The 14,753-nt window shown below is 38.4% G+C and carries 12 protein-coding genes and 1 tRNA gene; 5 read left to right on the forward strand and 8 right to left on the reverse strand.

All coding sequences use genetic code 11. The features are described 5' to 3' along the window. The 5 genes from ACFINA_RS00005 to ACFINA_RS00025 all read right to left on the reverse strand — a co-directional run. The coding region (locus ACFINA_RS00005; protein ID WP_375614890.1) for a hypothetical protein at window positions 1–422 on the reverse strand (422 nt) is incomplete at its 3' end. Further along, window positions 419–1,429 carry a ParB/RepB/Spo0J family partition protein gene (locus ACFINA_RS00010; RefSeq protein WP_375614891.1) on the reverse strand — a complete coding sequence of 337 codons (1,011 nt, stop codon included), beginning with the start codon at window positions 1,427–1,429 and terminating at the stop codon, window positions 419–421. The genes ACFINA_RS00005 and ACFINA_RS00010, both read right to left, overlap by 4 nt. Further along, window positions 1,429–1,827 (reverse strand): hypothetical protein, encoded by a 399-nt coding sequence (locus tag ACFINA_RS00015; RefSeq protein ID WP_375614892.1) that lies wholly within the window; start codon window positions 1,825–1,827, stop codon window positions 1,429–1,431. The genes ACFINA_RS00010 and ACFINA_RS00015 overlap by 1 nt, the downstream gene beginning before the upstream one ends. Continuing rightward, the gene (locus ACFINA_RS00020) at window positions 1,811–1,951 is read right to left on the reverse strand and encodes a hypothetical protein (RefSeq protein ID WP_375614893.1); all 141 of its coding nucleotides are present in this window, start codon (window positions 1,949–1,951) and stop codon (window positions 1,811–1,813) included. The genes ACFINA_RS00015 and ACFINA_RS00020 overlap by 17 nt, the downstream gene beginning before the upstream one ends. Window positions 1,952–2,026: 75 nt before the next feature. Continuing rightward, entirely contained in the window at window positions 2,027–2,320 is a 294-nt protein-coding gene (locus tag ACFINA_RS00025; protein WP_375614894.1) for a helix-turn-helix domain-containing protein, read from the reverse strand. A 151-nt stretch (window positions 2,321–2,471) separates the two neighbouring features. Here ACFINA_RS00025 and ACFINA_RS00030 point away from each other — a divergent pair, with 151 nt between their 5' ends. Next, the gene (locus ACFINA_RS00030) at window positions 2,472–3,002 is read left to right on the forward strand and encodes a helix-turn-helix domain-containing protein (protein ID WP_375614895.1); all 531 of its coding nucleotides are present in this window, start codon (window positions 2,472–2,474) and stop codon (window positions 3,000–3,002) included. Between the two features lie 80 nt (window positions 3,003–3,082). Further along, window positions 3,083–3,613 carry a helix-turn-helix transcriptional regulator gene (locus ACFINA_RS00035; RefSeq protein ID WP_375614896.1) on the forward strand — a complete coding sequence of 177 codons (531 nt, stop codon included), beginning with the start codon at window positions 3,083–3,085 and terminating at the stop codon, window positions 3,611–3,613. Window positions 3,614–4,361: 748 nt separating this feature from the next. Here the strand turns inward: ACFINA_RS00035 and pgi are convergent. The 3 genes from pgi to ACFINA_RS00050 all read right to left on the reverse strand — a co-directional run bounded on the left by pgi (window position 4,362) and on the right by ACFINA_RS00050 (window position 10,484). Beyond that, window positions 4,362–6,026, reverse strand: a complete 1,665-nt coding sequence (pgi, locus tag ACFINA_RS00040; protein ID WP_375614897.1) for a glucose-6-phosphate isomerase — start codon at window positions 6,024–6,026, stop codon at window positions 4,362–4,364. A gap of 187 nt (window positions 6,027–6,213) precedes the next feature. After that, window positions 6,214–9,348, reverse strand: coding sequence for an efflux RND transporter permease subunit (locus tag ACFINA_RS00045; RefSeq protein ID WP_375607841.1), 3,135 nt, complete (start codon window positions 9,346–9,348; stop codon window positions 6,214–6,216). Next, the gene (locus ACFINA_RS00050) at window positions 9,345–10,484 is read right to left on the reverse strand and encodes an efflux RND transporter periplasmic adaptor subunit (RefSeq protein WP_375606200.1); all 1,140 of its coding nucleotides are present in this window, start codon (window positions 10,482–10,484) and stop codon (window positions 9,345–9,347) included. Before ACFINA_RS00050 ends, ACFINA_RS00045 begins: the two co-directional genes overlap by 4 nt. Before the next feature lie 366 nt (window positions 10,485–10,850). Between ACFINA_RS00050 and ACFINA_RS00055 the strand changes: the two genes are divergently transcribed. From ACFINA_RS00055 to rpsU, 3 genes are all read left to right on the forward strand, one after another. Beyond that, window positions 10,851–10,927 (forward strand) — tRNA-Arg (locus tag ACFINA_RS00055). A gap of 768 nt (window positions 10,928–11,695) precedes the next feature. After that, window positions 11,696–13,369, forward strand: a complete 1,674-nt coding sequence (locus tag ACFINA_RS00060) for a formate--tetrahydrofolate ligase (RefSeq protein WP_375606199.1) — start codon at window positions 11,696–11,698, stop codon at window positions 13,367–13,369. Window positions 13,370–13,554: 185 nt separating this feature from the next. After that, complete coding sequence (gene rpsU, locus ACFINA_RS00065) at window positions 13,555–13,788, forward strand: 30S ribosomal protein S21 (RefSeq protein ID WP_273717519.1); 234 nt, start codon at window positions 13,555–13,557, stop codon at window positions 13,786–13,788. The last annotated feature ends 965 nt before the right edge of the window (window positions 13,789–14,753 follow it).

Below are 14,753 nucleotides of genomic sequence, written 5' to 3' on the forward strand. Positions count from 1 at the left end.
CGCATGGCTTTCAATCGCGCTGCAATCTCCCGCTGTTCCTGCTGCAACCGCGCAATCTCTGCTAAACGCGCCTCATCTCCTTGCAACAGCAACAATCCATCTTCACTCACCACCTCATCCCAGAGCCAAAATGCCTCTGTCGCCCGCACAAAGGCTTTAAACCGCGGCAGGGAAATATCCACCTGCTTACTTTCCGCCACATACGCATCCAAACTGGCCTTACTTAAACACCCAATCCCTAAATAATGCGCCATACGCTCCGCAATCACACTGCGCTCATGCCGACATTCTCTCAAAGCCCGCACCATCGCACGCTTAATGCGTGAGCGAAACCGCCCTAAATCAATCTGCGCAACGGGTTCGCGGCAGGGAAAAACCGGCTTTTGGAAAAAATCAAGCTGCCCGCAACCATGCCTCTTCATGCCTGCTCCTCCCCTCGTTCTCTTGCAAGATAAGCGCAAAACCGCGCCTTTGTCTGCGCATCTGCCCTTTGCCAAACACCCAATAACTGAGCAAAAATCCGTTCCTGTTCATTAATTTGCGGCGGCGTATTAACCCCATTGACCAAATCAACAGCCCGCCGTAAATCCCCATCAACCTGTTGCAAAGCAATCGCCACCCGCCGTTGCGCAACCGGCTCCATCTTGGCTAATTTCAACAATTGCGCTTGATTATCCGCCAATGCCGTCCCCCGCAAAACAGACCGCAACTCCGGCTGTAAATGCTGAGCAATTTTCGTTAAATAATGCACTGCACGTTTCGATAAACCAATACGATCTGCCACATGTTCAGCAAAAGGGTAATGTTTACCCAATTGCTCTTCATCATGCAATTGTGCAATGTTTGCACTATTGCTCATTTTAGAAATAGGACCAACTTGTCCCAATTTCTCATCACCGATCAAAGGATCAACTTGATCCTTTGATTTTTCATCCCCTTCACACCCAGTTTCATGGTGCTCTGAAGTTGCATTGCTGTCCCTTTGAGCAATTCGGTCAACTTGACCGAATTGCTCTTTTTTGACTTTATGTTGATTACTACCGTCCCCACCACGCTTAATTTCCCCATACTTCTTTTCCCACAATTCACGGTAAGTCTGCACAAAAAGCGCACGATCAATCACTGATAATTCATTGCGAAAGAGGTTTTCCGCAACTTCTAAAAGCGCAGCATTCTCTTTATCCGCCTGCACCACAACGGCATCAATGTCACTATGGCCCAAAAGCTCCGCAGCCCTCAGCCGGTGTGCACCAGCAATCAGCGTGTAATTACCCTCTTTAGCATTGGGCGTATGGCGCACCGTAATTGGATTCATCAATCCCTCCCGCGCCATTGATTGTGCAAGTGCCTTGGCATGCTCATCATCCACAGGGCGTATACGCTCCGGCACCACAATCACATCAAGAGCAAGCTTTTGAAACTGTGCCATCACGCCCCCGCCTTTCTGATCTCTTTAAAGAATAAATCCATCGCACGCCCCGCCCATCTTCGATAAGCTTTCGCAAAAACGGGTTCTTCCAAACGCTGATTAATCACTTGCAAAGCAAGAAAGATAGCAGTCTGCTGCCGTACTTGCATGGCAACAAGACGCCGCCGCGGTACCTCAAACTGATAATGCAAAATATGAATAGCAATTTGCCGCGCTAATATCGCATCAAATAAGCCATGCGGGGGGTCAATAACATACCGGATCGGCAGATGCTTAAATCCACTACTCACCGCCTTAAAAGAACAGGCAAGCATAGCTTCCAAACGTTCAACTTCTGAATAAGGATTAATGATATCGCTTCTGGCTTCTGGGGTCCATAAATTACAAGCAGCAACCATAACCACCCCCTATAAAAACAATATGATTACCCCCTAATCGCCAGAACCAAGCCATCCAAACGGCTGTTCTATGATGCAACTCTATGCAATTTATCTTGCCTATTTCGTATTGATCTTTAGACATTGATAAACCTTTTCATCTTATGGTAATAAATTCATGGCAAATGCGTATGACACACGCAAAGCCGTGTAACGAAGTTCAAGCAGCATTACCGCGCAATGCGGACTGTGTTGCCGAATCTGTGTTGGCATGTTTTGCTGCTTTAAAAATGCGACGGCGACTTTTGGGGTAGCGGTCGCTAAAAACCTGCTCAACGGGCAAACCGATAAAATCGGCAATAGCACGTTCGGCTTTCTCGTTAGACCGTGTCCAGATATGTTGAACACTGGATGACGATAGTTGATAAGCTTTCGCGAGCTCCGCCAAGGTCATGTTACGGCGGCGTAGCTCAGCTAAAATACTATGGCGATCCCATACTTGTGTGATAGTCATAAACTTCGCTCCTGCTTTAAACGGATGCTCCCACATCCGTTTTTTGTGGGGTTAATTGTAAAATATCTGCCCTCTATATCGGGCGGTAATTATAGGTATACAGCCTAAATAGGCTTTTGTAAATACCCAAATGTTATTTGGAGTGATTTTTTTGGCACGCCCTGAAAAAGAACCACAAACAGAACTGGCAAAACGATTGCGTGAAATACGACACACCCTTGGTTTTACAGAGCGCAAACAATTTGCTAAACATTTTGATATTCCCGAAACGACTATGCGCAATTATGAAACGGGTTTACGAGAGCCTCCTGCATCTATACTGCGAATATATAAAGATCGCTGTGGAATATCCTTAGACTGGCTTGTCACTGGTGAAGGCGAAATGTTTAGTGACATGGCAAAGGCGAAAACAGCGGGTTTTAAACCACAAACTATCCCTGCTGGTCTCATGAAAAAACTCGGTCGCATAGCTTATACAACCTATCGCGATGCAAATATAAAACTCCCCCCTGAAGATATAGCGGAATTAGCGGCAGAACTTTATAAAAAACTGCAAGAGCTTGTTCAAGACATCAACGACATGGAAGAGGTCGAAGCGACTTTCCCTCTTCTTAAAATTCATTTAAAGCGTCAAATAGAGGCTGAAAGAGTACATCTAGAAGCTACACAAGATACGGCTTAATGCCTCTCTAAGATGAATGGGGGAAGCTCTTTTTAAAATCCTGTAATTTAAGCTAACCTAAATATGAATAAGGAGCATTTTTGGCACGCCCTGAAAGAGAACCACAAACAGAACTCGCAAAACGGTTGCGTGAAATAAGACGAATACTCGGAAACGAAGAACGCGGTGCTTTTGCTCAACGCCTTAATTTACAACGCAATACCCTTGCCAATTATGAAATCGGAGCACATGAGCCTCCATCCTCAGTAATTAACGCCTATTATACAGCCTATAACATTAATCCTCATTGGCTCGTTACGGGTGAAGGCGAAATGTTTAGTGACATGGCAAAGGCGAAAGCAGCTGGTTTTAAAGCACCCACCATACCTGCTGGTCTCATGAAAAAGCTTGGTCGCATAGCTTATACAACCTATCGCGATGCAAATATAAAACTCCCCCCTGAAGATATAGCGGAATTAGCGGCAGAGCTTTGTATAAAGTTGCAAGAGCTTGTTCAAAACATCAACGACACGGAAGAAGTCGAGCTTATTTTACCTCTTCTAAAATTGCATTTAAAGCGTCAAATAGAGGCTGAAAATGCACATCCAGAAACTACACAAGATACGGCTTAATGCCTCTTTAATATGAAAAATGAAAGTGGAAATCTTTTTACATTAAAAAATTTATATAAATTATTGATAAAAAATACTTTTTACTAAATTTTATAGATTTCCACTTATATATGGAAATCTTTTTTGCTTTTTTGGTTATTTGGGGCTGATTTTGGAGTCAATTGAACTTTTGGATTGATTTTTTTCACAGGGTCTTCAAAGGCGGTTTTCTGGGCTTTCACAGACTTTTCAAAATTTTTCACAGGGTTTTCAAAGACCTTTCAAAGCCTTCTCTCATTTTTACTATGAAAACGCTCTTTTTTCTGATTTTCACTATTTTTCGCTCTTTTTTACAATTTTAGGTGTCAAAATCTATTTTGACAAAACGCGCATTTAATGCTAAATTTTATACATAAAAACAACAAATTATCACGTATTCCTACCTAATCCCACCTTTTCCCACTTAGTACAAAACCTAGTGTCAAACTACACAGGTTTTGTATATTTTGCCACTAGGTTTTGTACCAATTCATTTTTTTTCAAAGAGTTTTAAAGGTGTTCTCAAAGGGTCTTCAAAGACCTCTCAAAGGTCTTTATCGTTTTTGCGAATAAATTCTCATTTTTACAATTTTTGCACTTTTTTGATTTTCTGTTACATAAATCTAATCCAGATAATAAGAGAACGCATAGTAAAATTAAAGAATTATCTCATATTTCTTTCTCATTCTACTTTTGCTTAGTTAGTACAAAAACTACTGTAAAATTATATTTATTTTGCACGTCTTACTTGAATATGTGCTAGCAACCCTAATGTTGAACTATCACGATTATCCGCTTTACTTTCTCCACGAAGAATTGGTAGTAACTCATTTGCTAATTCTTTACCAAGTTCAACACCCCATTGATCAAATGAATTAATATTCATTAAAATCCCTTCAACAAAAGTACGATGTTCATAAAGCGCAATAAGACGACCGAGTGCAAAAGGTGTTAATAAATCCTGAACCAGCGTAATGCTGGGACGGTTTCCTTTAAAACTTCTATGAAGAGCTAAATAACCTGCTTCACGTTCATCAACTCCATTTTTTATCAAGATATGCTGAGCATCTTCAATACTACGCCCCTTCATCAAGGCTTTTGACTGTGCTAAACAGTTTGCTAGCAACATCTCATACATAGAATGTAAATTTTTCTCATGCCCTTTTATAAATAAAATAAATTCTACAGGAATAACATCTGTTCCTTGATGCAGAAGCTGAAAAAAAGCATGTTGACTATTTGTGCCTGAATCACCCCAAACAATTGGACCACTTGAAAAACTTAATGGTTTTCCATCCAGCGAGACTTGCTTACCATTTGATTCCATATCAAGCTGTTGTAAATAAGCTGGAAAATGTATTAAACGCTGCGCATAGGGAATAATAGAGCGTGATGAATAACCACAAATAACACGATGCCAAAACCCTAAAAGAGCAAAACGAATAGGAATATTTTTATGCAAAGGCATAGTTTTAAAATGTTGGTCCATTTGCAAAGCACCATTGAGAAATTGGCGAAAATTTCGACCACCTATTGCAAACATCACAACAAGCCCAATGGCTGACCAAATTGAATAACGCCCTCCAACCCAATTCCAAAATTTAAAAACTCTTGTCGAATCTATGCCAAATTCTGCCACTTTATCAAGCGCACTCGAAACAGCAACAAAATGCGTGCAAATGGCTTCTTCTCCTAAATGTGAACAAATCCACTGACGTGCAACTTGAGCATTTACCATTGTTTCAGCCGTTGTAAAAGTTTTAGAAGCAATGACAAACAGCGTTGTTGCTGGATTCAAAATAGAGAGAGTATCAGAAATATGAGCACTGTCAGCGTTAGAAACAAAATGACAACGTGGACCATCATGATAAGGTTTTAAAGCATATGTAACCATTGCAGGACCAAGATCAGATCCACCAATACCAATGTTTACAATATCACTTATTCTCTCTCCATTGCTTCCCTGATAGCTTCCATCACGTACCTTTTCAGAAAATCTTTCCATGTCTTCAAGAACATCTTGAATATCGCGAATAAGATCATGGCCATCCAACATGAAAATTTCGTCAGCAGGTAAACGTAATGCAATATGAAGAACTGAGCGTTTTTCAGTTGTATTAATCGCTTGACCAGAAAACATTGCATCACGCCGTCCTAACACATCTGCTGCAACAGCTAAATCATCTAAAAGTTGCAATGTTTTAAATGTTATCCCACATTTTGAAAAATCGAAAAGAAGATCATCAAGTCTGAGAGAAAAATGGGAAAAACGCTGTTCATCTGCTAAAAAATGTCGACGAATATCATAGACCCCATCCTTTGCGGCATGGCTCCTTAAAGCATTTAATGCGGCTTCAAAAGCCTTTTCATTTCGAATCGAAAAGCTATCTCCCATAAGCTGATCCTATACAGTTATTGACAATGAAATCTATGCCCAAACAATAACAAAGCAGAAAGCATCTCCTTTATTGCTCGCTATCTTTACTGTTCACATAAAAACTAAGGAATATAAAAGTAAAAAATAAGATTCGAAGATGATATTTTTACAAGAATAAACTTTTAAATCTTTTCCACTCGATACATCATTTAACTTTATTGAGTTCTTTTGTTAATAATATAGCTTCTTCTGCTTTTGGTCTTATAAAACGCCCTAAAAAAAGATAAACAACCGGTGTAACATAAAGCGTAAAAATAGTTGCTAAACCTAAACCACCAACGATAACCCAACCTAAAGCTATACGCGCCTCTGCGCCAGCACCTTTGGCTAAAACCAAAGGAATACCTCCTAAAATGGCACAAATCATTGTCATGCAAACTGGACGAAGGCGAATGTTTGCTGCTTCTTCTACGGCTTCACGCACGCTTCTTCCCTGATCACGTAATTGATCTGCAAATTCAACAATAAGAATACCATTTTTCGCCATAACGCCAATTAACAAAATTAATCCAATTTGGCTGTAAATATTAAGACTCACACCACTCAATAGCATAGCAATTACAGCACAACCAATCCCTAATGGGACAGTGGCCATGATAATAAATCCTGAAATAAAGCTTTCAAACTGAGCAGCCAAAATCAATAAAATAATCAAAAAGGCAATGCCAAAAACAATCATAAAACCGGAGGATGTTTCATTAAGCGTTTCAGCTTCCCCTAAGGGAACTACATAGGTTCCTTTCGATAACAAAGGAGATGCAATTTTCTGTACCGTTTGGTAAGCTTCCCCTAAAGCAATACCTGGAGCAAGATTTGCGCTTAAAATAACAGCACTCATGCGTTTTTCCCGTTTTAATTGGGGCGAGATAGCTTTTTCATGTAAACGTGCAATAACCGATAAAGGAACATATCGATTGTCTTTGGTCTTTAAAAAAATGTTTTCTAAATCACTAGGACTCTTCATAGAATTTTTACGCGACATCAATTTAACATCGTAAGAATGATCATCCACGTTAATGGAACCAATCTTTTTACCATCCAACATTGCTTGTAATGTATCGCCCAAATTGGTGATATCAATCCCTAAATCGGAGGCTTTTTTTCGATTGATTTCAATGAAAAATTGCGGTTGTGTTGCATCAACAGTAAGACGTGGGCGAATAAAACGCGGATCATCTTGTAAAGTACTCACCAGCTTATCAGCAATGGGTTGTAATGTTGCATAATCATTGCCAAGAATTGCAAATTGTAATCCTTGCCCAGTTCCTCTCACACCCAGAGAATTTCCCTGCGCAGCAAACACAAAAACTGCGGGAAACTGTTTAACCTTTTCATTAATATCTTTCACGATTTCTTGCTGACTCCGTAAACGTTTATCCCAAGACGAAAGCAATAAAATCAAAAAAGCAGTATTGGGTGAACCACCAGCACCCGCAATAGAGTAACTGTTAGCAATCTCCCCTGCATCACGTAATGGCTGTAGACTTGCTTCAATTTGCTCTACTTGCTCGTTCAAATATTGTGTTGAAATACCTTGTGGTCCATTAATAACCAAAAAGATCACAGCTCTGTCTTCTGCTGGCGTTAATTCCTGTTGTAATTTCGTATAGCCTCCAACACAAAGACCCGCAAAAATAAGTGAAGCAAAAACAACAGCCCAAGGCTTTTCTAAACACTTATGCAAACTGTAAGTATATGCCTTATGAAAAAAAGTACCTAATTTATATAAAAAAGCAAAATGATGGGACTCTTCCTCTTTCTCCTCAATATGTTCTTTGAGAAAACGCGAAGCCAACATGGGACAAAGCGTTAAGGCAACAACTGAAGAAAGCAAAATAGAAATTGCCAAAACAAAACCAAATTCTCTAAAAAGACCTCCAACTTGCCCAGGAAGAAAGGAAATAGGAACAAACACAGCCACTAAAGTCAATGTTGTTGCTAAAACAGCAAAAAATACTTCACGTGTTCCTATCACCGCCGCAGCCCTAGACCCTAAACCCATGTTGCGCCACCGAACAATATTCTCAAGAACAACAATAGCATCATCCACAACAAGCCCTGTTGCTAAAACAAGTCCTAAAAATGTGAGAATATTTAATGAAAATCCTACAAGATAAATAGCTGCAATGGTACCAATCAAAGCGACAGGAAGAGATACAGCAGGTATCAGCGTTACACGAATGTCTCTGAGAAAAAGAAAAATGACCAAGATAACACTCAAAATAGCAATAACCAACGCAACTTCAACCTCATGAAGAGCGCTTTTAATAAAAACTGCATCGTCATTAATAACGTCTATATGTACAGAAGAAGGAACAATACTTTTGAGATTATCAACAACGGTTCTCACTCCTTCAGAAATATTAAGAGTGTTGGATTGTGCTTTACGCACAATTCCTAATCCAATACCTGTCTTTCCATTGATACGGAGAATAACCTTTTCTATATCCGGCGATAAAGTGACATGCGCAACATCACCAAGATGTACATGAGGTTTTAAAACAACTTGTTCAAAAGATTCTGGTGTTGTTAAACGTGCAGTAGCACGCACAACTAAATTTTGCGTAGAATTGCGTAATGATCCTACTGGCACATCCGTTGTCATATCAGCAAGAACACGAGAAACATCTGCTACGGTTAATCCATAACTTGCAAGTTTTGCTTGATCTATATCAATCTGAAAAATCTTTGTGCGAGCGCTATCAACCTGTACATCACCAACACCATCAACAGCGGAAATTGCATCAACAATCTGATCGTCTACAATCGTGGTTAAATCATCAACACTCATTGTTGGTGACGTCACAACCAAATACATCATGGCAGCAGCATTGGAATCTGCTTTAATAATCAAAGGCGAATCCGCATCTTTCGGTAAAGTATACGTAATGCGAGACAGGGCATCACGAATATCAGATGCTGCAACATTCAAATCAACACCAACATTAAAATTAATCTGCACACGGGAGCGCCCAAAAGAAGACGTTGAAGAAATCGTCTTAACACCTGAAACACGAGAAACAGCATCTTCTATAATTTTTGTAACTTCACGATCAATTGTTTCTGCCGACGCACCAGAAAACACCGTCACAATCGTTGTTACGGGAGTATCAACATCAGGTAATTCTCTTACATCAACATTTAACCATGCTGCAAATCCTGCAATGATGATCATAGCATTTAAAACAAAAGTAAAAACCGGTCTGCGAATAAATAAGGTAATGAGACCACCTTGCTCGACCTGTGACATCGGCTGTTTTGTGCTCAATTCTTGGCTCATTGTATATCCGTTCCGTAAACTGCTGGTAATTGCTGTTGATGAGACTTTGGATCATCAATCGTTACTTTACTTCCTGGATAAAGCATTTGTACTCCTTGAATGACAACTTGATCACCATTTTCTAGGGGTGCTTTTACGAAAACTTGATCTGCTTTATGCTGAATAATTGATACGGGTATAGCCTCTACTTTCCCTTCTCTCACACGCCAAACGAATGACCCTTTACTGTTCCATTGAACCGCAAGAGGATTAACGACAGGGAAAGAACCACTATGAAATTGCAAGGCAACAGAAAAAGACATACCAGACATAAGCGTATCTTTTTCATTATTAATTTCAACCTGAGCATGAAGTGTGCGACTTTCTGGATCAACGATATTATCAATCGCATAAATATGACCAACAAAAGATTTGTCTGGCTGCGCAGTTAATGTTGCCGTTACCTCATCTCCTTTATGGATGCGCGACACATATCGTTCAGGAGCCCATATGTCGACCAAAATACGTTCTCTATTCTCAATACGGCCTATTACAGTATTAAGGGTCACGTTATTCCCCGCATCAACAGGCAAAATACCAACAACTCCAGGAATCGGTGCACGAATTGTTCGCCGATCGAGATCTAATTCAGCATTACGCAAAACTAAATTTGCATTATCCAACTCTAAGCGTGCTGTAATTTCTTGAACTTCTGTTGCTGTATTGCTAGCACGTAATTTAAGAATGCGCGAAAGCGTTAACGCATTATTATCACGTTGTACTTTTGCTTTTGCAGCCGCTATTTCCTCTTTTTTAGAATCAAGCTTTGCAATCACATCACCTACTTGTACTTTTGTACCAGCTGACACAAAAAGCTTATCAATAACACCTGGAGATAAAGGGGTGAGCTCGACTTCTGCAAGTGCTTGTCCACTCCCTAGAACGTTAAGTTGTTCATAAAAATCTTGATTTTTTACAAGATCAACGACAACCTTTACCGGTGGTTTTCTCATTTTTCCATTTGAATCTTTATACGATACTCTTGTTTTATCCACCATAGAAATGGGTTGGTCTGCACTCTTTTTTCCAACCCAATAAGTAACCGTTAAAACAACGATTAAAAACACTAATGGAAAGATCTTTTTTAATAACGCCATACATCCGCCCTTGCTGTGTCATGTTCATCTGAAATAGTTTTCAACAGTAATATCGGCGTTTTACACAAAAACCCAACAGCGGGTGTATATATCTTACCCCACCGCAAAAAACACATCTCATCTCTGCTTGACTATCTTTCATAGATTAAAACGTCAAGTTAACTATCGTTCATATTGCTTTGTATGGTCATGACAAAAAAATGTTCATATCAAAACCAACTGAAGCCATAATATATTATATCCTTTTTTAAAATATATCATAAAAAAAAGAGATTTTTTTTATGACGACTCAAGTTTCACTTGCATTTCTTTAATGAAACGATTAGGAACCCTTTGTCTTAGACAATGTAAAAAATTGAAATGTATGCACCCGTAGCTCAGCTGGATAGAGCACCAGACTACGAATCTGGGGGTCAGGAGTTCGAATCTCTTCGGGTGCGCCATCTATCAATATCTTACTTATCATCTATCAATATCTTACTTATAAAGTCAGACTTTTTAAATTCTTTATTTTGTGATCTATTATTTTGTATTTTGTTATTTCATTCTGTTGTGGGGCGTTTCTTTAGCCATTTTGCTAGAATAAAATGTTATGAGTCCTTCAATTCAGCTCTAAGGTGCTTTTATTAGCTTATAATCGTAGCGATTACATGAGTAGCGTATGTTGTTGTTTTCTTTTTTCAATCTATGCGCTTGTTTTTGGTCTCTTCCGGATTATACTCTCTACTCAGTTAGGTAATTTTTACGTGCTTATTTCTAATTGTTCCATAACTGAATGTTTCTAGATATTTTATTCCTAGCAGTCCCATCTTAAGAGGGATTTCAGATGTGCCGCCATAAATTCCGGTTTACCACCATGTGAAGCTTTTTCAGTGTGTTGTTGGAAAGAATAAATAAACTACTTCTCGAACATACTACTATGAAACACTTATGGTATCCATTAATATCATCAGCATTTGTTGCAAACCAAAGCTTCTTTTCGCAATATTTTTAATTGAATTAAACGTATTTTTACTGCTTAAAAGCAAAAAGATTCTTTTTCCTAAAAAACAATAAAACTCTTCTTGTGCTTCTTTAGCATTATCTCTTGCATGGCATATCATCGATTTCTATGATATCTTAATATTTTTCTGTTCTCTATGAATTTTTCTAATTAATCCATGGGTACAGATTTCAAACATTAATAAAAGCTGAATTTAAAGAATTTTTCCATGCCTAAAACTGATATTGAAATTGCTCGCACTGCTAAAAAGCAACATATTATTGAAATTGCACAAAAAATTGGTATCTCACATGAAAATCTCATTCCCTATGGCCATGATAAAGCTAAAATTTCTTCTGAATACATAAAATCGCTTAATAAAAATCCAGATGGTAAACTTATCCTTGTCACAGCTATCAATCCCACACCTGCCGGAGAAGGCAAAACAACAACAACAGTTGGACTAAGTGATGCTCTTAATCTTATTGGTAAAAAAACAATAGCTACCTTGAGAGAACCATCTTTAGGTCCCTGTTTTGGTGTAAAAGGCGGTGCTGCTGGTGGTGGTTATGCGCAAGTCATTCCAATGGATGACCTTAATTTACATTTTACCGGTGATTTTCATGCTATTACAGCTGCTCATAATCTTCTTGCCGCAATGATAGATAATCATCTTTATTGGGGAAATACTCTAAACATTGATCCACGTCGCATTGTTTGGAAACGCGTTCTTGATATGAATGATCGTGCATTGCGCGATATTGTCATTTCATTGGGGGGCATAACAAATGGTTTTCCACGCCAAACAGGTTTTGATATTACTGTTGCATCAGAAATTATGGCGCTTCTTTGTCTCTCTGAAAATTTAGAAAACCTTACACAAAGACTCAAGAAAATTATTGTTGCTTATCGTTATGATAAAACGCCCATCACCGTTGCTGATCTTAATGCAGAAGGTGCAATGGCAGTTCTTCTAAAAGATGCTATACAACCCAATCTCGTACAGACAATTGAAAATAACCCTGTTCTCGTTCATGGAGGACCTTTTGCTAATATTGCTCATGGCTGCAACTCAGTTATAGCAACAAAAACTGCTTTAAAACTCGCTGATTATGTTGTCACAGAAGCAGGATTTGGAGCCGATCTTGGAGCAGAAAAGTTTTTCGACATCAAATGTCGGCAAGCAGGTATTGTACCAAATGCTACCGTGATCGTCGCAACTATTCGTGCATTAAAAATGAATGGTGGTGTGGATAAAAATAACCTGACAGAAGAAAATATCACCGCTTTAGAAAAAGGAGCAGCTAATCTTTTACGACACATAAAAAATATGAAGCACTACGGTATTCCTTGTGTTGTGGCTATCAATCATTTTGACAGCGATCGCGATGCCGAAATAAAAACATTACAGAAAATAGTTGCAACAACTGGACACAAAGCTATTATCTGTAAGCATTGGGAACAAGGTGGGAAAGGCGCTATAGAACTTGCACAAGAACTCGTTACCTTGATTGAAGAAAAAAAATCTCATTTTAAGATTCTCTATCAAGATGATATTCCCCTCGTTCAAAAAATTAATTGTATTATAACAAAGCTATACGGTGGGCGTGGCGCCATTATCTCAGCCCCTATTCTCAAACAACTTGAATCTTGGGAAAAAGAAGGTTTTGGCGCCTACCCTATTTGTATGGCAAAAACACCTTATTCTTTTTCTGCTGATCCCAAGCAATATGGTGCGCCTGTTGATTTTGAAATTCCCGTACGAGAAGTTCGTCTCTGTGCGGGAGCCGGCTTTATCGTTGTCATTTGCGGAGATGTTATGACCATGCCTGGACTACCCCATTATCCCACGGCTGAAAAAATTCATCTTGATGAAAATGATCAAATACAAGGACTTTCATGAGTTTATAATCATGAACTCTATCATTCATTATAAAAAGCATTTTATTACAAAAAAAATAGAATTTTTAAAAGCGATATAGACAAATGTCTTATTTATATGATATAAGCGCTTGTTCTTTTGGATATGCCTTTAAAAGGACGTAGGTTTTTCTATTATTTGTGACACTGAAAAAAGCAGGATAAATAGTGCAAGTACTCGTTCGTGATAATAATGTTGATCAAGCGCTCCGCGCGTTGAAGAAAAAGATGCAGCGTGAAGGTATCTTCCGTGAAATGAAAATGCGTAGTTATTATGAGAAGCCATCTGAGAGGCGTGCTCGTGAAAAAGCTGAGGCTATTCGTCGTACACGTAAGCTTGCTCGTAAGCGTGCACAAAGAGAAGGTTTTGTTAGTAACGGACGAACTGTTGCAGTGAAGTAATATGCTTTTGTGTATGCGTTATCAAAATGGCATGAATTGTAGTGTAAATAGGCTATCAGAAATTTTGTACTTATAGAATATTGTAAATGAGTTTTTCTCATAAGGCGTGTGTTATAGTATTTAGAATTATCTGAGCATAATGGGTGTTTTGGGTCTATAAATGCAGTGATTTTTACTCCACTCTTCGGCATTTCAAGCACTGCATAACAAGGCTGCAGTTCGGTTCTTTAAATCGACTTATTGCTGTACAAAATTAAGGAGAGAGTACTGGATATTTTGTAATGGCATTTTGCTATAGTTTTTCATCTCTCAAATAGCTCTTTCTTATGTACCGCTCACGTGCTGGTTTTCTTTTTTTCTATTAAAATATTCTGCATCTTTCGAAAATTCTAGATTATATTGCAAAGCACAAATCACTATTGCAATATGCGATTATGTATGTGTAGAGATATGATATCAAATACATAATCCTCGTTCCCTTCACTTATATAACGAAATGATTCCATAATTTTCGATATCTCTTGATTTTATCCCTTTACAAAGGGAAGAATTTTAACCACTGCATTACAGCTTGGTTTTTCTTGATAAATTTCTTCCCCTCATCAATTATGTTATTCACCTCATAGCGTATCGAGCAAACCTTCCCCTGAATATTTCATTTAATTTTCTTTTTCTCTAACTCAGTATAAAAGAAAATTGACAATAAACAAAGAAACCACTGTGATTTTAATATGTGTGAATATGTGCCTTATCTTATCATTTTTTATGAAAATATTTTTACAATTTAAATAACGATTAAAAATGTATAACATATTGATTTATTATTATAAATAAGCGTTTTTCATATTAAATAATAACTATGAATACCGTAAAGCTCTCATCATACACCCTCTCATATTGAATCAATCAAGATTATCTTCTTGTACATCATAAGCGGGATTCGTATGCAAATAGAATAAAAGCTA

Source organism: Bartonella sp. AC10YNML (genome assembly GCF_042196825.1).
Taxonomy (GTDB): Bacteria; Pseudomonadota; Alphaproteobacteria; order Rhizobiales; family Rhizobiaceae; genus Bartonella.